The sequence below is a fragment of the Clostridium sp. genome, assembly GCF_051656525.1.
Taxonomy (GTDB): domain Bacteria; phylum Bacillota; class Clostridia; order Clostridiales; family Clostridiaceae; genus Clostridium.
This window is the reverse complement of the sequence record NZ_JBOGCC010000121.1, coordinates 1-21,936: the sequence shown is the minus strand read 5'-3', so window position 1 is coordinate 21,936 and position 21,936 is coordinate 1. Positions and strand designations below refer to the sequence as shown.

Here is a 21,936-nt window from a genome sequence, read left to right as displayed (position 1 = left end):
TAATTAATAATTTGAAAATATTCCTTAATGTATATATGTTCTCTCTTTTGGAATACTATTTCATGAAGAGGAGGTTTTTTTATGAATCAGATTTTCATATTATCAGCAGCAGCTGCTAGTAACTTTGCATCCCATTTGTTAAAAATAATTATTGCACTTATTCTTTTATGGATTGGATTTAAAATCATTAAGAAAATTTCAAAAATACAATTTAAAGTTTTAGATAAACATGATATCGATGGAACAGTTAATAGTTATTTAAGCCATGCTTCTAAAATTGCACTTAAAATAATTCTTATTATTGTTCTTTTAAGTTATATTGGAATTTCAGATGCTACACTTGCAGCCCTTTTAGGTGCATGTGTTTTAGCAATTGGTCTTTCTTTAAAAGGAAGTCTTTCTAACTTAGCTGGCGGTGTTGTTATATTACTTTTTAGACCATTTAAAATTGGAGATATTATAAGAACATCAGAAGGTAATGGTCAAGTTGAGAATATTACACTCTTTTATACATATATAATAACAGCAGATAATAAAGTAATTTATGCCCCTAATGGAAAGCTTTCGGATTCTAGCATAACAAATTTATCAACTAAGAATGTTAGACGTGTTGATTTAGATATCCCTATCTCTTCAACTCAAAATACTGAGAAAATTAAAGGTATTCTAAATACTATCATTCTATCTTCTAATGAAATATCCAATGACTATCCTATCTTTTATGGAGTTATATCTCAAGAAGGTGCTACTACTACCTACGGCATAAGAGTTTGGTGTAATTCAGAAGATTATTCTAAACTTAGAAATAATCTTTTAGATAATATTTCTAAAGCCTTTGATAGTGGAAATTTTTCATAAAAATAGGCAAGACTTAAAGTCTTGCCTTTATGTATTATAATTTTATAATTTCTAAAAATTTCTTTCTTTTTACAAGCATTCTATAAAGTGGATATCCAATTACAGTAACAGCAATAAATTCTCCTAAACAGAATCCAAAAAGACTGATCCAAAATGGCAAGCTTGCGAATATATGTAAAAACCATACTACTGGTAAACAAAATATTGTTGGCCATAAACTTGCAATAAACATATTCTTACTTTTGCTTGCTAGATATGTTGAACAAAGAGTCCCAAGTGTTCCAAATATAATATCTGCTGCTCCAAATGGACTCATTAAATTTGCAATAAGACAACCTAGTGTTAAACTTATTACATATCTTCTATCAAAGAATGCTAAAAGAACTAAAACTTCTGATAATCTTATTTGAAAAATTCCATACCCAATTGGTGCAAGTCCTATTGTAAGTCCAGCATATAATGCACAAACAATAGCAAGTTTTGTTATAAGAAGTACTCTACTATCCCTCATTATCTTCACTCCCTACACCTAAATCCGTATTATGGAATAACACTTCAATTTTAGGATTATTTTCTAAATATCTGTAATTTTCCTCAAACCATTTTACAAGTTCTTCATCTCTTTTTAAGTTTGTTGTATTTTCAACATATACATTTATACATCCAAGCTTAAAATATTTTTCTACTATTTCAACATCTCTTTTAATCATTTCTTTAGTTTGGCCTTTTACACCAACTAACAGACAGATAGAATCAAAATACTTGTTTACTTCAGTATATTCTTTAAAATTTGCCCCTTTATTAAAGAAATTCATTCTAAAATCATTATCAAATGTTTCTATTCCACATCTAAAAATAATTTCAATTCCAAAGAAATCTCTCATTTCTTGAAGTCTATTTTTATAAATCCAATGACATTCAACAAATAATTTTTCAATTCCTTTTTCTAAAATAATTTCCTTAATATCTTTAAGGCTCTCATCTGGTACTTCAAATATGCTACCCGAGTTTATAACATCTAAGACTTTATATTCTCCAGTTACATTTTTAAGTACTTCTTTGTTAAACTTAACAATTTCCTCTTCGTCTTTAGAATTATCCTCAATATAATCACAAAAAGTACATCTTCCCCATTTACATGGAAAACCTTTAAGCATTACCATCTCTCTTGGATTCTTCCCAGATATCTTACTATATCTTTGCATAAAAAAATTCATCTCCTTAATTAAAGGCAACAAATTAAACTTTCGTTTAAAATGCCTTAGTTTTCTTTATAGACAGGAGGCTTTCGAACTGTCTATTTTTTTACTTTCCTATTATACAAGCTAATATCTATTAAAATCAAGTTTCATTTTAAGTATACCTCATTTCATTTATGATATACTTTTATCTTCATATATATTTTTTTCTCATAAGTAAACATTTTCATTGTTTTTATGTAATCTTTTACAATTTTATTTTTTTTAATTTTATTTACATTTTTTTAACTTAATCATGTATAATATATACTTTTATTTGGGAAACTGTGCTTATGTAAATCTTTTCTCACATTTTCCATTCATTTTTTATTCACTTTTAAACTTATAACATACTCTACTTGTCTTTTAATTTCTTTTTTGGGGTTTAATTACATTGTTTTATATATAAATTCACTATAAAATAAGGTCATAAAATTGATATATTATCACAATATATCTCAGGAGGTATTATATGATTAACGCATTTAAAAAGTTTTCAACCTTCCACAAAATATACTTTGTATTCTTTTTTGTGGTTAACATAATCTTTTTCTTTAGTCCCCTTTATACAGGTGGTACTTTAAGCCAAAGTTTATCACTACTTGCTATCGCAGGATTAATCTCAACATTAACAGGTCTATTTGCAGCCATTTATACAGCTCGTGCTGAAGCTGCTGCTTATGCTTGGGGAGTTGCAAATACAGTATTCTATATTTTTGTTTCTCTTTCTAGACACATGTATGCTGAGGTTATTCTTTATACATTATACATGCTTCCTATGAACATTTATGGGTTCTTTGCATGGAAAAAAAGTACAGCTGAAGCACAAAAGAAAGATTCTTCAAGCTCTACTATTGAAATTAGAAGTTTAAGTGCAAAACAATGGATAGGAATTGTAATATTTATAATTGTAGTTTGGGTATGTTACTCACAATTTGTACATCACTTACCAAATATTTTATTTGATTTATTTGGAATTAAAATTCCTTATGATACATCGTATATGATTGATTCATTTACAGCTACCGTAACTATTTGTGCTGTAATAATTTCAACTCAAAGATTTAAAGAGACTTGGTACTTCTGGATTTTATCAGATGCAGTAGGAATATTCTTATACCTTCACTCTTTACTTGCAGCACCTGTATTCTCACTAGCAGCTTTATCTGGAGCTTTAATGTGGGTTCAATTTACAGTAAATGCTATATACGGATTGGTCGTATGGAAAAAAATAGAACGAAAAGAGAAAGCTATCGAAGCAGCTCTTTAAAAAAAAGATACTTATCTATATTAGATAAGTATCTTTTTTTATTAAATTTAATAGACTTACATTTAAAACTAGTAGTATACTAATTTTAAAAACAAAGGATGTGAGAAAATGAAAAAAGTTGTAATCGGAATAATTATTTTTATTTTAGTAGTTATATTAGGTGCTTTTGCAGTTTATGAATTTTCATTTAAGCCAAAAGTACCTGTTACAAGTTCAAATTCTGTAGTCTCATTAACAGAATGGAATTTAACTAAAAAATTTTTACCTAATGATATTAATCTTTCCTTATCTCAAATTTCAGCCACTTCTGATACTAATTTTACTAGTGAAGAATTGACTGAATTATTTATAGCTGTTGTCCAAGAAAGTCCTAAGCTTTCACAATATGTTCAAGGTCTTCAAGTAAAAATTGATGATAATAATAAAATAGAGCTTTACGTTAATATACTTTATAAAAGTATCCCTGTTCAAGCTCATTTACTCTTTAATTGTACAGCTATAAATGGAAAAGGTATTTTACATTATGACTCTGGAAATATTGGATTTATTAGTATTCCACAAAATTTATTATTCCAAAATGCTCAAAATAATAATATTTTCCAGTTTGATAAATCTGAAGGAAATATCATTCTAAGCTTCCCTTCCATTAAAAATTTAGATGTTCAATCAATGACTACTTCTAATGATAATTTAAATATAAAGTTTACTGCCACTTTAAAATTTTGGGACTGGCTTAAAACTAATTAAAATACAGGATATTCAACTTAATTAAAAAGTTGAATATCCTTTATTTTTACTTTATAAAATCCTTTATAATATTTTCATCTATATCTATTTCATCTAAATTGATTTTTTCTGGATTTTGAAGAATTTCATATTCTTTAAGCCAAAGATTCCCTTCATAGAAAATAGGCTCTTCTATCTTTTTCTCTTTATCAAATTCATTTACTTCTTCTAATTCCCTATATGGTGTTAAAACTAAAATCCTTCTACATGCTTCTTCGTAGTCACTATATATATTAAAAAATCTATTATAAGTATCAAACTGCCCCATTGAAACAACCATCTTTAAATAAAGATTATATTTTTCTTCTATTTCTTTTCTTTTCAAAAAATCATCTCCTTAAAATATAAGAGAGTCTAATATATTTTAGACTCTCTCTATGTATTACTTCTCAGCATTTATTCTATCTATTATCTCTTTTCTTTCTTCACCTAATACTGTTTGAAGTTTTACTGGCATACGCCCTTCTTTATCATAAATAGCATCTCCATTTGCTTCTATCATTTTAACTACTCTAAGCTTTAACTTTTCTTCTGTCATTAAGTTATCTAAATATAGATCTACTAAATCCTTTAAACAGCTCGCTAATTCTTTTGGGTTTTTATAAACTGATTTCATTTCTAAACTCCTTTTGTATAAAAATTTTTTTTACATATGTATATTATATATTCTTAGAGTATTTTATACAAATATTTATTCAAAAGAATATTTTTTTTCATTTAGCTTAAACTATTTCATATAATTATTTAATTTAGGAGTAAACTTTATGATAAAAAAACTTATTATTCACTCAAATCTTAATATGAAAAACATGCTTAAATACGGTACTATAGCTACTGTTTCAATGATAACTATAATCTTTTCATTTGGAATTGAAAATGGAATGCTTGCCTTTCCAATTGCATTAACTGCAATTTCCCTTGCATTTGAAGATATTCACGTTAAAACTCTAAGAAAAACAATAAAACTTCTTTTTTTTAATACTAGTATAGTTACATTAGCTTATTTAGCTTCATTAAATCCTTACACTGGAGTTTTAATTAATTTTATAACTGTTTTTTTAATTGCCTATTTTCTTACTGCTAGATTTAATCCTAAAATTTATAAACCTTTTATGATGCTTTTTGTTTTTACAAGTTTTTCTCCTACAGATTTTCCTGATTTTATAACTAGAATTGAATCTATTATATTTGGGGTATTATTTGTAATTATTTTAACCTTTATAACTTCTAGAAAAACATATAAATCCCTTATTAAAGAAGATATTTATATGCCATTTTCTATTTTAAGTCAAAATTTAGATTCACTTTTAAAAGGTGAAGACTTTAAAAAAGGTTATAAAAGTTTTTCAAAATCAATGAGAGCTCTTTGCTATAAAATCTATGTTACTCGCTATAGAAATTATTTAGTTACTCATATTGGGAAAATTGAATTTGATTTATTTCTTTCCTTAGAGAGACTTAATATACATCTTAATAATTTAGCCTCTAAAAAAGATTTAAAAAATAATAAAACCATTTTATATTTAAAACATGCTATAGATCATAGCCTAGAAATACTAAAGACTAGTAACAATATAGATGAAGTAATATTTTCACTTCGCTCTTTTGTTTCATTAAATTCTAATGAAGATGAATTTAAAACTCTTATAGAAATAATTCACTGTCTCTCTGCTTCTATTTATAGATTGACTAAACTTAAAGCTAGTGAAATAAATAAACCCTATGAATCTTGGCATATTCCTAAAATTAAAAGTCCTTTTAGTTTTAATAGAGAACATTTAACCTTTAATTCTATCAAAGTAAGATTTGCATTAAGAATATCTATAGCACTTACTTTAACAGTTTTTTTAGGACATATAATTTCTCTTTATAAATTTATTTGGGTAGCTATAACCATTATGTCAGTAATGCAGCCTTACTATGAAGAAACCTTATCTAAAGCTAAAGAAAGAATTATAGGAAATCTAATTGGAGTTACAACAATAATAACACTTCTTCATATTACTAAAGATCCAAATGTTGCAATAGCCGCCTTAATAGTTGCTCTTTATTTTACATATGGATTTAAGGAATACTATAAACTTTCTATTTTCACATCCATAGCTTCAATTTCTATGGCTTCATTAACAACAGGACTTACAGAAATAACTATATCAAGAATATCTTTTATAGGCATTGGTATACTAGTAGTTTTTCTTTTTAATAAATTTGTTTTCCCTTATAATATACAATCTGGAATTAAAACATTAACAGGTAAATTGCTTAAATATAATACCACCCTTCTAACTGAATATATAAACTTTAAAGAAAAAAAACCAAATTTTGATTCAATTGCCTTTAGAGATTTAATTATTCTCACTACATTAAATGCTGAAAAGCTAGTCCTTCGTAATAGTATTTTAAATTCAAAATATATAGATGATATTGTAGAATTAAATAACAATTTTACAATTAACTTAGCCTTTAACACATTGATTAAAGACATCTAAATATGAAAAATCAAAGTCTTAAACTTTGATTTTTTTATTTAAATAATTCTCTATATTCTTTAAGATTTCTAATTACATCTAATTCCCTATCCTTTTTCATATAATCTACAAAAAAATCATTTAGCTCAATTGCTTTTAATACATCCTTTAAAGCTTTTTCTTTTTCATTTATTAATGCATAAAAACATCCCCTATTATAATATAAAAACCCCTCTTCCTTATTATTCTTTATACCTTCTGTTATAATTTCAATTGCTTTTTTATAATCTTCTTTTTCCCTATAAATTACTCCTAAATTCAAATAACTATATGGATAATTTTCATTTTCTTTTATTGATTTCTCATATAGTTTTTTACTCTCTTCTATTTTTCCAAGTGCTTTTTTTATTACACCTCCATTAAATAAAACTTTATATTCATTATCACTTAATTCTAAAGCTTTATTTATATAACATTCCGCCTTTTCATATTTCTTTTTTTCTTCATAAATACAAGCTAAATTTGCAAATGCAAAAAGATATTGATTATTTATTTCTATTACTTTTTCGTAAGTTTTTATAGCCTCTTCTATATTTCCTTCTTCGTCATATATATTTGCTAAAAAGAAATATGCATTATCATATTTTGAATCTAATGTTATTGCTCTTTTATAAAATTCTTTAGCTTTTTCATACTCTTTTTCTTCATCATATATTGTCCCAATTCCATAATATCCTCTAGAATCTTTGTTATCTAAAGATATGACATATGTATACATCTGTTTAGCCTTACTATATTGCTCAAGTTCATGATATATAAGTGCCATATCTAAACATAGCTCTAAATCTTTTTTCCCTTCTTCTGTATTAAATGCTTTTTTAAAAAAACTTATAGCTTTTATCTTATTTCCATTAACTTTAAAGTCTTTACCTAAATTAAGATAATTATTATATGTATATTTCTCCATATTTTTCACCTTTCACTTATCATATTATAAAGAAAAGATTCAGACCCTTAAATTGTTTGATCTGAATCTCCCTCTTATCTTCTATGCTTTCTTTTATGTTTTCTACTTCCATTGTTTCTATTATCAAACTCTTCATAGCCATTAGCACCATTCATATTATACATATTATTGCTATTCATGTTGCTACCCATGTTATTCATATTATTATTGTTCATATTTCCATTATTCATAGCTGCCATTATTCTATTTAAATCTTCATTACTAATATTGTTTAAATTATTCCTATCTATTCCCAAGCTATCTAACGTACTCATTAATTGATTTATTCTTTGATTTATCTCATTCATATTACTATTGTTCATCATATCTTGAGGATTTATATTATTCCCATTACTTCCACCATTCATATTGTTTAATAGCATACTCATCAAAGGATTCCCATTCATATTATTCATCATATTAGGATTATTTAATTCACTTCCGTTTATACCCATATTCCTTAATAACATATTGAATATTGGATTATTATTCATATCTTTATTTGAAGTTATTCTACTCATTAACATAGAAATTAGAGGATTCATTCCATTCATACAACTCATTCCTTCATATTATTGTTTATTATATTCTATTTTCTATATTAAATTTTGTGACTATTTTCTTTTAAAATTTATTGATATTCTATATTATTTTCTAAGCACCATTTTTTAGCTATCTCTTTTTCCTCTTCTTCTCTATAATCATACCATTTAGATAAAAGTCTCATATCCTCAATCTTATCTTTTAATTTTCTTAAACTTAATTCTATGGTTTTTTCTTTTTTCACTTCATTTAATTCTAAAAATTCTCTCATCATTCCTTCTTCATCAATTTCTTCTACAGTTGGAAGATTAATATATTTTTCTTTATTATCTTTAAAATCTTTCAATGTAAAATATAATTCTTTCTCCCATTCCTCAAGCCCTTCTTCATCTTCTCTATTTATATACTTATTTTCCTTCTCATCTTCTACATAAATTATTATCCCTGTTTCTTTATTATAATAATGCTTTAAACTTTCATTTTCAAATTCTATTGCTTCTATTACATCATTTAAATTAATCATTCTTTTCTCCTTTTTCTTCATTTATTATTATACCCTATTTTCACTTTAAATTAATAAAAAAACTGCTGTACCTTTAATTTAGGCACAACAGCTTTTAAGTTCTAATTATTTTCTTAATAAGTTTAAAACTGCATCGTAATCTGGATGATCTGATGCATCTTTGCTATATTCAACATAAACTACTTCATCATTTTCATCAATAACGAATACTGCTCTTGTTAATAATGCAAGATCTTCTATTAATACTCCATAGTTTCTTCCAAAACTATTTTTTTGATAGTCTGATAAAGTTATTACTTTATCAACTCCAGCATTTCCACACCATCTTTCTTGTGCAAATGGAAGGTCTGCTGACATTGTATATATAGTAACATCTCCTAAACTTGCTGCTTCTTTATTAAATCTTCTGATTTCTAAATCACAAACAGGTGTATCTACTGAAGGTATTGCTAAGAATACTCTCTTACCTTTTGTATCTTTTAAAGTTACTTTGTTTAAATCTTTATCTACAACTTCAAAGTCTGGTGCTTTTTGTCCTACAACTACTGGTTTATCTTTTAATTCTAAGTCTAATCCGTCAAAAATTACTCTCATTTTTGTCACTCCTCTTTCTTTTAGCCTTATATTTAATTGTTATTCTTTAATAAGGTTTATTCTCTATTTGTTTTTATTATATACCCTTAATCCTTATCATACAACTCGGAATTGGTTAATATTTTGTAAATACTATTTTCTTTTTATTGGTAATATAATCGTAAACTTACTTCCTACTCCAACTTCACTCTCTAAATAAATCTTTCCATTATGAAGTTCCACTATATCTTTAACTAAGTTTAGTCCAATTCCACTACTACAATGTTTACTTGAAATTCCTGTTTCAAGAGTCGCAAATCTATCAAAAATTATACTTCTATTTTCTTCTGCTATTCCTATTCCACTATCTTCAATTATAATTTCTACATTTTCAGTATTTTCTTTTATTGATATATATATCTTGCCCTGTTCTGTAAATTTTATAGCATTTGATACTAAGTTTATTACACACCTTTCAATATCAATTTTTGAACACTCAATTTCTTTTTCTTCTATTTCTGGATCTATTATAAGTTCCAATCCATTTTCTTCTATATAACTTTTCATTGATAATGCTATCTCTTCTACTAAGTATACTATATCTACTTTTTCATATTTTAGTTTATACATTCCTGAATTTATTTTTGAAGAATCAATTAAATCATTAATCACTTTTAAAAGTCCACGTGAATTCTTCTTGATTATATTAATATACTTTCTTAAGCTTGATTTATCTATCTTATTTTCTTCATTTAATTTATTTATAAGCTGTTCACTTGATAAAATTACATTTAATGGTGTTCTTAATTCATGCGATAAATTAACCAAATATGCATTTCTAAATTTTTCAATTTTTAATAATTCTTTGTAAATCTCTTCTTTTTCTTTTAATTCATTATTTAATTCTTTTGTTCTTTGTTTAACTAAATTTTCAAGAATTATAACTCTATTAGCTATTAAATATATTATTAATACTACTATTAAAAAATATATAATATATGCAATATTAGATTCATACCATGGCTTTTTAACTTCTATATCAATACTTGCCTCTTCACTTACCTCTTCTATTCCAAATCTTGCTCTTACTTTAAATTTATAATTTCCTGGTGAAATATTTGTGTATCGTGCTAAATTTCTGTTTTTAGAGTTTGTCCACCCCTCATCAAACCCATCTAACTTATACTCATAATTCCAGTCACCAAGTTTTGAATAATTAGGCATGAAAAATTCAATAGAAAATGTATTTTCATTATAGTTTAAAACCAGGTCCTGTTTAGATAATTCTTCTCCCTTACTAAATATTTCAATATCTCCAATAGATACTTTACTATTCTTTATGTGGTTATCTTCAATTTCTTTTGGATTAAAACTATTCATCCCATTAGTTCCTCCAAAGAACATCTCTCCACTCTTTGTTTTACACTCTGATGTACCATTAAACTCATTACCCTGAAGTCCATCTAATACAGTATAATTTGTAAATACCCCTCTCTCTTGATTAAACTTAGATATTCCTCCATTTGTGCTTATCCAAATATTATTCTCTTCATCTACTAACACGCCATATGTAAAATTATTTATAAGACCATCTTTTTCACTTAATCTTTTTACCTTATCTTCTTTAAGATTTATTTTATTTACACCTTCCGATGTAGTTACCCATATATTACCATTTAAATCTTCTGTTATTCCTTTTATTGCATTATTACTTATTGTATTCATATCATTTTTATTATTTTTATAAGTTCTTATATTTTTATTATTAATATCAATCTTAATAAGCCCGCCATTCCACCCCATTCCAATCCACACATTATCTTTACTATCTTTAAAAATTCTACGTATAAAAGTCTCTCCAACTTTTTCTTTTTCTAAAATATAATTTAAATTTATAAATTTCTCATTCTTTATATCTAATATATTTAAACCACTTCTTGTTCCTATCCATAAATATCTATCTTCATACAAATATAACGCCTTTATATCATTGCTTATAAGAGATTCTTCTTTATCTTCTTTATAATATTTTTTTACTTCTCCTGTATTTTTATTTAATCTATTTAACCCATTTTTAGTTCCGACCCAAATATATTCTTTATTTCCTGTTATTTCATACACAGTATTACTTGAAATTGAATTATTTAAGCTATCTCCAAGCTTATAATGTTTATACTCTCCTGTTTCCTTATTTAATCTATTTAAACCATCATTAGTAGTTCCTATCCACATCTCTCCATCTGCATCTTCATAAATTCCTGAAATTGAATTAGAACTTAGTGAATTTCTTTCTAAGGGATCATTTTTATAATACTCAAATTTTACATTTGGATTTAGGATACTTATACCATCATAAGTTCCTATCCACATTAACCCTTCCTTATCTCTATATACACTTTGAACTGAATTGTTTACTAGTGAATCTGAATCATAGTACTTATTCTTATACTTTCTTGCTTTGCTATTTTTTTTAGAATATTTTATTAATCCACCTTTACTTCCAAACCAAATATTATTTTCTGCATCTTCATAAATACTATTTATAGCATATTTCTCATATCCAAAATCTTCATTTATCTCTTTAACATCTTCAAACTTTTCTTCTTTTCTATCATATTTAATAATTCCAGCTTCTTGGGTAGATATCCATATATCTTTATCCTTATCCCTATAAACCTTTACTACATTATCACTTTTAATTACGTTTGTATTTTCTTTAGTTACCCTCTTTATCGTTCCTGTTTCTTTATTTAAAACATTCAATCCATTTGATGTACCAATCCAAATTTCACCTCTAGTTCCTTCTGTAATACTATTTACAAAATTACTGCTTAATGAATTTTCATTTTCTCCTTCATAAAAAAACTTTTTAAATTCCCTAGTTTCTTTATTATATAAATTTAACCCCTTCTCTGTTCCAACCCATATATCTCCATCTAAATCTATATATATATCTAAAATATGACTATTTGATATTTTAAATTTATCCTCTATATCGGTTCCTATTCTTGTGACACTTAGTGTCTTACTATTAACCTTATTTAATCCACTACTTGTCCCAACCCATATGTCCCCTTCATTATCTTCTATTAGTGATCCAATAATTCCACTATAAATTTTATTTTCCTCATTCTCACTTCCCTTTAAAACTTCAAATGAATACCCATCATATCTATTTAAGCCATCATTAGTTCCAAACCACATATATCCTTTACTATCTTGAAGAATTGCATACACGGATCCTTGTGATAATCCATCATTTATCGTGATATTTTTAAACCTTGTATTCTCCTCCTCTTCCATTGCCTCTGCTATAAGTATATTACTCCCCCCTAAATTTAGTCCTAATATACAAATTAATAAATATACAAATATCCTCTTAAACATATCTTCCCCTCTTTTTCTACATCTTATTACCATTTTCTCACATATTAAAAATATTGTCAAAAAGTAAATCTTATTAATTTTTAGTTAATTTAATTGATTTCATTGACGCTTTATATTCATATTTATCTCTCTTTCCTTTTTTCTCCTTATTATTTTTTTAAATACAACTAAATTTTTTATAATATCGTTATAAAAAAACATCTGAAAATTACTATTAGCAGAATTTTTCAGATGTTCTTTATCTATATTTTTGCTTTTATATTATTTTTTTTAAATTTATAATATTTACTAAGAACTTCTTCCTTATTTTCTCTTATAATATTCGAAACATTAAACTCATTTAGCTTTTTCTCTATAAGAGTCCCTATTATATAATGATTTTCTAAAAGGCCCTCTTTATTTTCTTTTTCAATTTGAGCTATCATTTTCTCACTATTTTCCCTATACATTTTAATTAAATCCCTTTTAGCATCCTCTATTGAATATGGTAATATCACCTTATTAAATAAAATACTTATTAAAACTCCAATAAATATTAAAATTATTCTTGTTAATACCATTTTAATTGTACCACCCAGCACAAGAGAAGATCCTATAGCAGAAATTGTTATATAAATCATTTTCTCTTTGTATGTTTTATGATAGCAATCTAAATATCCTGCAATCATTACTATAAAAGATTGTATAATTTGATTTTTTGCTATCATAAATAAAATAAATGCTATAACTGCTCCTACTAAACTCCCTTCTATCCTTCCCTTCACTCTAATGGTTCCTTGCTCACTATACGGTTGAATTAATGCAAATATTGTGAATAGGATCCATTTCCCTTGAAATATATTAAAATATTGAATTAAGCTTCCCATACTTCCTATAGCCAACCCTAATTTCAGTGCATATCTAAATTTCATGGAATTTTTATTTAAATGTTTTTTTAACTCTTTTATTCTAGTAGTCATCTCGTTTGTGCTTCTATTGTTTAATTCCCTCCCTTTTAAATTTAATTCATTTAAAAGTTCACAAATATATTTTAAATCTAGATTATTATCTAAATATTTATTTTCTAATAAACTACCAATTTCCTTTTCCTTTTCTATTCTTTCTTCAATTTCCTTCAAAATAATTATTTTTTCTTCATTTTCTTCCTCATTATTTTTTTCTATTATTAAATTTTTTAAAAATAATATTATATCTAAAATGGCTCTATTCCTATTTTCTAGATACCACTCTTCTTTTCTATTGTTATATATACTCTCTTTAATGTCTGTTGATATTTTATTAAAGTTATTACTCAAATTTTCTAAACTTTTCTCATCTCTTTCTTGTAGTATTTTTCTTCCTATTATAAATAATTCTTTAATTTCTTTTTTCATGCCTTTTTCAAACTTATCTTTATTAAAAAGAACTTGAAGTATCATTATAAATATTGCTCCAAAAACAAGAGATGCCACCCTATTATACATTCCTGAAAATTCTATTGGAACTGCCAACATAAATACATATTGTAGTCCAAAAGGAACATACATATTTGCTCTTACCTCATATGAAAAAACATATCCAATAAAAAACATTGCTATAAAATTACATACAAATGCTAAAATAAAATTTACCCCCGCAAAATATGCTAAAAATCCTAATGATACATTTACTATTATAAGTTCAAATAAATATTTAAATGGCCTTCGTATTAAACTTCTTTCTAAAAATAATAATGCTCCTGTTATTGTCGTAACACCAATTAATGTATTCTCTGCCCCAAAAATCTCTTTGAATAACAGTATAAAAATGAATATTAATGCAAATGTTATTGTTTTTGAAATTATAAATTTTATTTTTTCTTCTTTCATGTTATACCTTCTTTTCCTTTTATTTACTGTATATGATTATATCATAATTCCTAAAATACTACAAATAAGGGTATAAATTACTATTTGAAGGTATAAAAAAAAGCAAACCCTTTATAGAGTTTGCTTTTTTAAAATTAATCTAATTTATAAGCCATTTCTAAAGCAACTTTCATCATATTAGTGAAAGCAGTTTGTCTTTCTTCTGCGCTAGTTAATTCACCAGTAAATGGACAATCAGAAATAGTAAGCATACATAATGCATTGACTCCAGCTCTTGCTGCATTCATGTAAAGTGCTGCACTTTCCATCTCAACTGCTAAAGCTCCCATTTTTTGCCATGATCTTAAAGTATCTAATCCATTTTCTCCATAGAATACATCACTTGAAAGAATGTTTCCTACTTTTGCTTCTATATTAAGTTCTTTAGCTGCATTTACTGCACCTTGAACTAATTTATAACTTGCTATTGGAGCAAACGTTCCTGGTAAATTGTATTGTGATGCAAAGTTTGAATCAGTACAAGATCCCATTCCAATTACTATATCATGTAATTTTAAACTTTCATCAATAGCTCCTGCTGAACCTATTCTAATAAGGTTTTTAACTCCATAGAAATGAATTAATTCATATGAGTAAATCCCAATTGAAGGCATTCCCATTCCTGTTCCTTGAACTGAAATTCTCTTACCTTTGTATGTTCCAGTGAAACCTAACATTCCTCTAACAGTATTATATTGAACTGGATTTTCTAAAAAGTTTTCTGCTATAAATTTAGCTCTTAATGGATCTCCTGGTAATAATATTGTTTCAGCAATGTCCCCTATTTGTGCTCCTATATGCGGTGTTGGTACTCTTTTTTCCATAAAATCATCCTCCTTGGTTCTTATATAAGCATTATAACATAATTCTAAAATTTATGTAAGCCTTTTCCCCTCTTCCTGTTAACGTTTTCTTTAAACTCTTTATTCTTATTTAAATCTTCTATTGTCTCCTATAACTTTTTTTAATAAAAAGCCTAAAGTATGTTTATCTACTCCGGCTTTTTAAATTTAGTACTTTGATTTTTTAATTTTCTCTAAAAATATTCTCACTATTTTAGGATCATATTTTCTTCCTGCATCTTTTTTTAATATTCTTAAAACATCCTCTTCTGTTAATCCATTCACGCTTCTTCTATAATAATCATAACAATCTATAACTCTTATAACTCTGGCTTCTATAGGAATATCTTCTCCTTTTAATCCTAATGGATACCCTTTTCCGTTATAATATTCATGATGACTTAATACAATATTACTTATTTTTGCTATTTTAGGATAAAGTTTAATTATTCTATAGCTTTTATCTACATGACTTCTTAATATATTCGCCTCTTCATCTGTAAGCTCTTGTATTGGTTTATTTAATATTTCTTCTGGCACCGCTATCATTCCTATATCATGAAATTTTAAACCTAAGTTAATATTTCCAATCTGCTCCTTTGATAAGTTTAATTTTTCTCCTATCCGTCTCACAATGTCTTCATTCTCCCATAACCCTTCTTCATTCTCTATAGTCTTTAAGTATACCTTTTCTTGAAGAAACTCTAAAAACTCTTCTTTTATCTTTTCCCCTTTTACTACCTTTTCCTTATATACAAACTCTTCTGCCTCATTTACCATATCTTCTATAGTTTTATTAATTTCATTTTTCACAGAATACCCAACAGATATATTGATTGGCGCTCCATCTTTACTGTGTTCTTCACACAACTCTTTTACTCTACGTTTAATTTCTTCACCATCATCTTTAGTTCCATCTGGAATTAAAGCTATAAATTCATCTCCTCCCCATCTTACTACATCTCCACTATCTCCTACAGCTTTTAAAATTATATCGCCTATCTCTCTTAAATATCTATCTCCTTCAAAATGTCCTAATGCATCATTTATTACCTTTAATCCATCGGTATCCCCCATTATTAGTAATAAATCCTTCTCATAGGATTTACTTAATTCTTCACTTATTTTTTCAAAATAATTTCTATTATATAATCCCGTTGCCTTGTCTCTATAAGTTGCTTCTATAATTTCATTTTGAAGTATTTTATTTTTACTTATATCTTTTGATAACCCAAGTGTCCCTATAATCTTATTCTCTTTATTTTTTATAGGATATTTTAAAACCTTCATTACATTTTTTCCACTATACATAATTTCGTATGACCTAGCTTTATTATTTTTACTATATTTTATATCTCTATTTTGAATTTCTACTACTAATTCATTATCTTTACATTTATTTAAATATCCATTACCTATAAGTTCTCTTTCATCTATACCAGTAAAATTTTCAAAAGCTTTATTACATCCTACTAAATTTCCTTCTAAATCTTTATAAGATAGAATATATGGTATAGTATCTACTACTTTTTTTAAATAATTATCTTCTGAATCACTAATTATCCCTATTGCTCCTATTATGTTTTTTCTTGTATCTTTTATTATCATCTTTTTGGCAATACATATAGAATCGTCAGTTGTTATTTTTATTCCTATATTTTTATCAATATCAAAACTCTCTATTCTAAAATCATATTTTTTAATAATCTGAAATAAATTTTGTCCTAACTCATTTTTTATTTTCAAAGTTTTTCTAAACTTAGCATTCATTATTTTTATTTTTCCATTTTTATCTTCAACCCAAATTCCTAAAGGTATATTTTCTATAATTAAATTCATAAAATCCAAAGTTTTCTCCTCCATAAAGATATTACTTCTCTTACCTTACATATTTTACTACTCATTATATAATTGCTAAATAGTATTTTATTAAAATTTACAATGATTTTTTATTTGACATTAGAAAAAAAAGTGATTTCTTTAATAAAGAAATCACTTTTTTCTATTTATTTTTTGCTATAAGGAATTTTGTTTTTATTCCTTGCTCCGTAAACATTCTTTCATGCTCTGTCATTACATTACACTCAAAACCACTATTATGTAAGTCTCTAGTTATATATTCTATATCAAGTCCTGCTTCATTAAAATATTCTAGTGACTCTTCAAAAAGATTAGTATCATCAGTTTTAAACCAAATTTCTCCATCTTTAACTAAAAACTCTTTATAATGATTAAGTTGTCTTGTATGAGTTAATCTTCTTTTCTTATGTCTTTCTTTAGGCCATGGATTACAAAAGTTTATGTAAATTCTATTTATTTCATCTGCTTTATCTAGCATTTCATCTATTAACGCTATCTCCTTAGCTAATACCTTTACATTATCTATATCACCAGCATTTTTTTTAGCAAACTCTTCTTCAATACTTCTCTTTGCTAAAACTAAAACTTCATCTTTTATATCTACTGCGATATAATTTATATCTTTATTACTTGATGCATGTTGTGCTACAAATCCACCTTTTCCACATCCAAGCTCTAAATAAAGTTTGTTCTCTTTATTTTTAAAGCTATCTCTCCACTTACCTTTTAATTCATTTGGCTTTACTACAAAAAATTCACAAGCTTCAAGTTCTGGTCTTGCCCAAGGTTTCTTTCTTAATCTCATAAGTTTCACTCCGTATTTCAAAAATTTCAACTTTTATTATACAGTTTTCTCTTTAATTTAACAAGTTACCCTATTTCTTTCTTCCCCAATATTCTAAAAGACTCCCCTTAATATCTTTAAACGACTTTCCGTATTTTAATGATTTTACATTTGGGAACGCTCTTAATATTCTTTTCTGAACTGCGGAATGCTCCTTTAACTCTTTTATTTTACTATAAAACTCCTCTATTTTTCCTTTTACTTCTGTACCATCTCTTTTTTCTTTTAACTTATAAAATCCCTTCTTAAATTCACTTTCATTAAACTTTTCAATAGTTACTTCTAATAATTTAAATTCATCTTTTATTACACATAATCTCTCTAAAATATTTTTCATGTTTATAAGTGATAGTAAAGTAATTATAAAATCAACTACAAAGATTATACTTAAAATTAGAGCTAAATAAGATCCATATTCCACTTTAGCTAGTTGAACAAATTCTCTAATAAACGGCTGTATAAATTCTACTAAAATAACAGATCCTATTCCAAATAAAACTGAATTTAAAAGACATATTCTTCCTTTATAATTAAATTTATATGTTGAATAATCCCACCATTTTAAATTAAATAATTTTTCCAAAATCACAGCTGTTATATATTCTACGACAGTTGTTACTATTACTGCTATTACAAATAGAACTATTATATTATTTTTAAAACTACTAAGCCACCATACCACACAAAGTGACCCTATTCCATATACAGGGCATACAGGTCCATTCAAAAACCCCCTATTAACCCAAACTCTATCTATAATAGCACAATAAATACATTCAACTATCCATCCTATAAAACTATATACCGCAAAATATAAAATTAATTCTTCCACTTCACATCCCCCTGATTTTAGTTAATAATTAAGAGTTCAAAGTTAAGAATTATTAGGAAAATTTCTCTATATTTTTTACTCTTAGCTATCATCTTTTATTCCATTTATTGTAATTTTATCATATTTTAATACAATTTTGTGATATTTCTTAGAATATCTTCTTTTTCTGCATATATTTATCTCTTTTAATTTTAAAAGCACCAAAGAGAATGCTTACACATTCTCCTCTAATATACATATTCCAAGTGCTCCAGGCCCTGTATGTATCCCCATTGCTGCACCTATTTGTTCTAATGATATGTTTGTTATATTTTCATTATCTTTAACTTTTTCTAATAATTCTTTTGCTTCTTCATCTGCTGCTCCACTCAATATCCAAACTCTACATTTTCCTTTTTCTAAGTACTCGTTTAAAATATCTCTTATTTTAGAGATAGCTTTTTTTCTCCCCCTAGTCTTAGCATATGTATATAGTTCTCCATCTTCATCAGATGATATAACTGGCTTTAAATTTAATATTTCTCCGATAGTTCCAGCTACTTTTCCAATTCTTCCACCTTTTTTTAAATATTCTAATGTGTCAAATGTTATAAAACCATGGACTCTTTTCTTTATCTCTTCAAATCCATCCACTATTTCTTCCGGTGTCTTCCCCTCTTTTAAAAGTCTATCTACTTCTAATACTATAACGCCTTCTGGATATCCTAGTGTTTTTGTATCTAAATAATGGAATTCTAATTTTGATTTTTCTTCACAAACTAATCTTATACTATTTAAAGTTCCAGAAAGCTTCGTTGATACACATACAACCATAACATCCGTATATCCTTCTTCTATAAGCTTATCTAATACTTTTTCTGTATTATCCAAATCTGGTAATGATGTTTTTGGTACTTCATTTTTTAAGTTTGAATATAATTCCTTAGATGTAATAGTTATTTTATCTAATACCTCTTTATCTTTATATATAATTCTAATTGGTAACATATTTATGTTATGTTCCTCTATCGTTTCTAATGATAAATCACAACTGCTATCTGTTAATATTGCTATCTTTCTCAAATTAAAACCCCCTAGCTTTTCATTAACTAAATGATAACATAATGTTAACAGTTTATCAATATTATTTTTATATTTTTTATTTTATTTTTTAAATTTAATTTAATTTTTATTAGAATATGATTATTTTATGATAGAAAATAGATGTAATTTTATTTTTTATCTGAAAAATCTCTATCTTTTCATAAATAAAAAAAATTCGCCTAAGCGAATTTTTAAAATTTAAAATTTAATTACCAAGCTAGTATTTCTACTCCTGTTTCTGTTACTAATACAGTATGTTCCCATTGTGCTGAAAGAGAACCATCTTCAGTAAGTGCTGTCCAATCATTATCTGCATCTACAAACACTTCAAATCCACCTTCATTTATCATAGGCTCAATTGTAAATATCATGCCTGGAACTAAAACCATTCCTTCACCTTTTGTTCCTATATGAGCTACAAATGGATCTTCATGAAATTTAAGTCCTACTCCGTGCCCTCCAAAATCTCTTACAACAGTGTATCCATTTTCATGAGCATAGCTTCCTACAGCTTCACCAATATCACCTAAGAATCCCCAAGGTTTTACTGCTTCCACTCCTCTTTTTAAACATTCTCTTGCTACATCAACTAACTTTTGAGCTTCATCAGTAGTTTTGCCACCAACAACATACATTCTTGATGCATCTGAGAAATATCCATCCTTTATAGTAGAAACATCTACATTCACTATATCTCCATCTTTAAGGATTATATTATCTTCTGGAATACCATGACATACCTCATCATTTATAGATACACATACACTTTTAGGAAAACCTTCATAATTAAGTGGCGCTGGAATAGCTCCATGAGATGTTGTATAATCATAAACTATTTTATCTATATCATTAGTAGACATACCAGCCTTAATATTTTCTGAAACTAAATCAAGCACACCATTATTAATCTCAGCACTCTTCTTAATCATTTCAATTTGCTCTTTATTCTTAACTAAATTACGGTCTGGCATAATACAACCATTTCTTTTCATGAATTCATACTTTTCATCAAATTCCATATGACATTTCTTATATTTCTTTCCACTTCCACACCAGCAATCATCATTTCTATTTATCTTCATTAAAATTCTTCCTCTTTTCTTAAAATCATTCTCTAATCATTATATTCTTAAATTTGAATTTTTTCAAAGATTTTAAAAATTAGTTTCTCTCTATAAATCCTCTGATTTATAAATTATATATCCTTCATAATAATAGCTTGTATCGATACCCTTCATATAAATTTCTCTATCATTAATTTTTTCTGTCAATGCTTTCCTTAAAATATGTTTGATTTCTATATCTTTTATAGGACTACGTTCCATCGCAAGTAAGTAGTCATCTTTATCAACTTCACTCCAATTAACAACTCTCCCTAACTCCTTTTTCAATATCAAATCAAGCCAAATCCTTATACTTCGTCCATTCCCCTCTCTAAAAGGATGTGCGATATTCATTTCAACATATTTTTCAATTATTTCTTCAAAGTTTGATTGTGGCATTGATTCAATATATTCTAGTGATGTCTTTAAATACATAACAGGTGCAAATCTAAAATTTCCTTTTGCAATATTTACTTCACGTACTATTCCTGCGAATTCATATATATCTTCAAATAAAGCCTTATGGATTTGGGCTAATGTACTATATTTTCCTGCCTCTAATCTATCCAAATCTCCACTTTCAAACAATTCAATAGCTTTTTTCTTACTTATTTTTTCTTCAACTCTTGCAAGTTCAACAGAATCTGTAATATTTAATTTGTTACTAATCATCCTAATTCCTCCCTCTCCACTATCCTACATATTATTTCTTACTATTATAGCATTACTCTAAAATCTCGTTAATCATATTTTATACAATTTTATTCTGCATACAATAAAGATTTAAGATAGTCTATCCACTCTTTCAATGATTTTGAATCAAATTTAATCAAC

21 protein-coding genes are annotated in these 21,936 nt (G+C 26.4%); 4 read left to right on the top strand and 17 right to left on the bottom strand.

The window, feature by feature from the left end; genetic code table 11:
* Positions 1–81: 81 nt before the first annotated feature.
* Positions 82–858 (top strand): mechanosensitive ion channel family protein, encoded by a 777-nt coding sequence (locus ACRDDY_RS05530; protein ID WP_438563976.1) that lies wholly within the window; start codon positions 82–84, stop codon positions 856–858.
* A gap of 34 nt (positions 859–892) precedes the next feature.
* Here ACRDDY_RS05530 and ACRDDY_RS05525 read toward each other — a convergent pair whose 3' ends face one another.
* Together ACRDDY_RS05525 and ACRDDY_RS05520 are read right to left on the bottom strand one after the other, a co-directional pair.
* Positions 893–1,369 carry a QueT transporter family protein gene (locus tag ACRDDY_RS05525; protein ID WP_438563975.1) on the bottom strand — a complete coding sequence of 159 codons (477 nt, stop codon included), beginning with the start codon at positions 1,367–1,369 and terminating at the stop codon, positions 893–895.
* Positions 1,359–2,063: a radical SAM protein gene (locus tag ACRDDY_RS05520; RefSeq protein ID WP_438563974.1), complete on the bottom strand. Its 705-nt coding sequence runs from the start codon at positions 2,061–2,063 to the stop codon at positions 1,359–1,361. The genes ACRDDY_RS05525 and ACRDDY_RS05520 overlap by 11 nt, the downstream gene beginning before the upstream one ends.
* Positions 2,064–2,568: 505 nt before the next feature.
* Here ACRDDY_RS05520 and pnuC point away from each other — a divergent pair.
* Both pnuC and ACRDDY_RS05510 read left to right on the top strand, forming a co-directional pair.
* The gene (gene pnuC / locus ACRDDY_RS05515) at positions 2,569–3,366 is read left to right on the top strand and encodes a nicotinamide riboside transporter PnuC (RefSeq protein ID WP_438563973.1); all 798 of its coding nucleotides are present in this window, start codon (positions 2,569–2,571) and stop codon (positions 3,364–3,366) included.
* A 108-nt stretch (positions 3,367–3,474) separates the two neighbouring features.
* Positions 3,475–4,113, top strand: a complete 639-nt coding sequence (locus ACRDDY_RS05510) for a hypothetical protein (protein WP_438563972.1) — start codon at positions 3,475–3,477, stop codon at positions 4,111–4,113.
* A gap of 46 nt (positions 4,114–4,159) precedes the next feature.
* Here ACRDDY_RS05510 and ACRDDY_RS05505 read toward each other — a convergent pair whose 3' ends face one another.
* Positions 4,160–4,477, bottom strand: coding sequence for a hypothetical protein (locus ACRDDY_RS05505; protein ID WP_438563971.1), 318 nt, complete (start codon positions 4,475–4,477; stop codon positions 4,160–4,162).
* A 57-nt stretch (positions 4,478–4,534) separates the two neighbouring features.
* Positions 4,535–4,768: a TIGR04540 family protein gene (locus ACRDDY_RS05500; RefSeq protein ID WP_438563970.1), complete on the bottom strand. Its 234-nt coding sequence runs from the start codon at positions 4,766–4,768 to the stop codon at positions 4,535–4,537.
* Positions 4,769–4,916: 148 nt separating this feature from the next.
* On the opposite strand from ACRDDY_RS05500, the gene ACRDDY_RS05495 reads away from it, so the two are divergent.
* The gene (locus tag ACRDDY_RS05495) at positions 4,917–6,641 is read left to right on the top strand and encodes an FUSC family protein (RefSeq protein WP_438563969.1); all 1,725 of its coding nucleotides are present in this window, start codon (positions 4,917–4,919) and stop codon (positions 6,639–6,641) included.
* A 34-nt stretch (positions 6,642–6,675) separates the two neighbouring features.
* Here the strand turns inward: ACRDDY_RS05495 and ACRDDY_RS05490 are convergent, their stop codons facing one another.
* From ACRDDY_RS05490 to fic, 13 genes are all read right to left on the bottom strand, one after another.
* Positions 6,676–7,587 carry a tetratricopeptide repeat protein gene (locus ACRDDY_RS05490; RefSeq protein ID WP_438563968.1) on the bottom strand — a complete coding sequence of 304 codons (912 nt, stop codon included), beginning with the start codon at positions 7,585–7,587 and terminating at the stop codon, positions 6,676–6,678.
* A gap of 74 nt (positions 7,588–7,661) precedes the next feature.
* Positions 7,662–8,180 carry a hypothetical protein gene (locus ACRDDY_RS05485; RefSeq protein ID WP_438563967.1) on the bottom strand — a complete coding sequence of 173 codons (519 nt, stop codon included), beginning with the start codon at positions 8,178–8,180 and terminating at the stop codon, positions 7,662–7,664.
* A gap of 77 nt (positions 8,181–8,257) precedes the next feature.
* On the bottom strand, positions 8,258–8,692 hold the full coding sequence (locus tag ACRDDY_RS05480; RefSeq protein ID WP_438563966.1) for a hypothetical protein: 435 nt from the start codon (positions 8,690–8,692) through the stop codon (positions 8,258–8,260).
* Positions 8,693–8,797: 105 nt separating this feature from the next.
* On the bottom strand, positions 8,798–9,286 hold the full coding sequence (gene tpx / locus ACRDDY_RS05475) for a thiol peroxidase (RefSeq protein ID WP_438563965.1): 489 nt from the start codon (positions 9,284–9,286) through the stop codon (positions 8,798–8,800).
* 132 nt (positions 9,287–9,418) lie between these two features.
* Positions 9,419–12,652 carry a ligand-binding sensor domain-containing protein gene (locus ACRDDY_RS05470; protein WP_438563964.1) on the bottom strand — a complete coding sequence of 1,078 codons (3,234 nt, stop codon included), beginning with the start codon at positions 12,650–12,652 and terminating at the stop codon, positions 9,419–9,421.
* A gap of 242 nt (positions 12,653–12,894) precedes the next feature.
* A complete protein-coding gene (locus tag ACRDDY_RS05465; RefSeq protein ID WP_438563963.1) occupies positions 12,895–14,499 on the bottom strand; it encodes an FUSC family protein in 1,605 nt (534 codons plus the stop codon).
* A 134-nt stretch (positions 14,500–14,633) separates the two neighbouring features.
* Entirely contained in the window at positions 14,634–15,362 is a 729-nt protein-coding gene (deoD, locus tag ACRDDY_RS05460; RefSeq protein ID WP_438563962.1) for a purine-nucleoside phosphorylase, read from the bottom strand.
* Between the two features lie 186 nt (positions 15,363–15,548).
* A complete protein-coding gene (locus ACRDDY_RS05455; protein ID WP_438563985.1) occupies positions 15,549–17,219 on the bottom strand; it encodes an HD domain-containing phosphohydrolase in 1,671 nt (556 codons plus the stop codon).
* A 163-nt stretch (positions 17,220–17,382) separates the two neighbouring features.
* Positions 17,383–18,045 carry a tRNA (guanosine(46)-N7)-methyltransferase TrmB gene (gene trmB, locus ACRDDY_RS05450; protein ID WP_438563961.1) on the bottom strand — a complete coding sequence of 221 codons (663 nt, stop codon included), beginning with the start codon at positions 18,043–18,045 and terminating at the stop codon, positions 17,383–17,385.
* A gap of 70 nt (positions 18,046–18,115) precedes the next feature.
* The gene (locus ACRDDY_RS05445) at positions 18,116–18,916 is read right to left on the bottom strand and encodes a putative ABC transporter permease (protein WP_438563960.1); all 801 of its coding nucleotides are present in this window, start codon (positions 18,914–18,916) and stop codon (positions 18,116–18,118) included.
* Between the two features lie 213 nt (positions 18,917–19,129).
* Positions 19,130–19,978 (bottom strand): DegV family protein, encoded by an 849-nt coding sequence (locus ACRDDY_RS05440; protein WP_438563959.1) that lies wholly within the window; start codon positions 19,976–19,978, stop codon positions 19,130–19,132.
* Between the two features lie 230 nt (positions 19,979–20,208).
* Complete coding sequence (locus tag ACRDDY_RS05435; protein WP_438563958.1) at positions 20,209–21,081, bottom strand: methionyl aminopeptidase; 873 nt, start codon at positions 21,079–21,081, stop codon at positions 20,209–20,211.
* Positions 21,082–21,171: 90 nt separating this feature from the next.
* Entirely contained in the window at positions 21,172–21,774 is a 603-nt protein-coding gene (gene fic, locus ACRDDY_RS05430) for a protein adenylyltransferase Fic (protein WP_438563957.1), read from the bottom strand.
* Positions 21,775–21,936: the final 162 nt, after the last annotated feature.

Bases quoted from the DNA above. Each gene is read 5' to 3' on its own strand.
- ACRDDY_RS05530 (WP_438563976.1), top strand. From the start codon at position 82: ATGAATCAGATTTTCATATTATCAGCAGCAGCTGCTAGTAACTTTGCA.
- ACRDDY_RS05525 (WP_438563975.1), bottom strand. From the start codon at position 1,369: ATGAGGGATAGTAGAGTACTTCTTATAACAAAACTTGCTATTGTTTGT.
- ACRDDY_RS05520 (WP_438563974.1), bottom strand. From the start codon at position 2,063: ATGCAAAGATATAGTAAGATATCTGGGAAGAATCCAAGAGAGATGGTA.
- pnuC (WP_438563973.1), top strand. From the start codon at position 2,569: ATGATTAACGCATTTAAAAAGTTTTCAACCTTCCACAAAATATACTTT.
- ACRDDY_RS05510 (WP_438563972.1), top strand. From the start codon at position 3,475: ATGAAAAAAGTTGTAATCGGAATAATTATTTTTATTTTAGTAGTTATA.
- ACRDDY_RS05500 (WP_438563970.1), bottom strand. From the start codon at position 4,768: ATGAAATCAGTTTATAAAAACCCAAAAGAATTAGCGAGCTGTTTAAAG.
- ACRDDY_RS05495 (WP_438563969.1), top strand. From the start codon at position 4,917: ATGATAAAAAAACTTATTATTCACTCAAATCTTAATATGAAAAACATG.
- ACRDDY_RS05490 (WP_438563968.1), bottom strand. From the start codon at position 7,587: ATGGAGAAATATACATATAATAATTATCTTAATTTAGGTAAAGACTTT.
- ACRDDY_RS05485 (WP_438563967.1), bottom strand. From the start codon at position 8,180: ATGAATGGAATGAATCCTCTAATTTCTATGTTAATGAGTAGAATAACT.
- ACRDDY_RS05480 (WP_438563966.1), bottom strand. From the start codon at position 8,692: ATGATTAATTTAAATGATGTAATAGAAGCAATAGAATTTGAAAATGAA.
- tpx (WP_438563965.1), bottom strand. From the start codon at position 9,286: ATGAGAGTAATTTTTGACGGATTAGACTTAGAATTAAAAGATAAACCA.
- ACRDDY_RS05470 (WP_438563964.1), bottom strand. From the start codon at position 12,652: ATGTTTAAGAGGATATTTGTATATTTATTAATTTGTATATTAGGACTA.
- ACRDDY_RS05465 (WP_438563963.1), bottom strand. From the start codon at position 14,499: ATGAAAGAAGAAAAAATAAAATTTATAATTTCAAAAACAATAACATTT.
- deoD (WP_438563962.1), bottom strand. From the start codon at position 15,362: ATGGAAAAAAGAGTACCAACACCGCATATAGGAGCACAAATAGGGGAC.
- ACRDDY_RS05455 (WP_438563985.1), bottom strand. From the start codon at position 17,219: ATGAATTTAATTATAGAAAATATACCTTTAGGAATTTGGGTTGAAGAT.
- trmB (WP_438563961.1), bottom strand. From the start codon at position 18,045: ATGAGATTAAGAAAGAAACCTTGGGCAAGACCAGAACTTGAAGCTTGT.
- ACRDDY_RS05435 (WP_438563958.1), bottom strand. From the start codon at position 21,081: ATGAAGATAAATAGAAATGATGATTGCTGGTGTGGAAGTGGAAAGAAA.
- fic (WP_438563957.1), bottom strand. From the start codon at position 21,774: ATGATTAGTAACAAATTAAATATTACAGATTCTGTTGAACTTGCAAGA.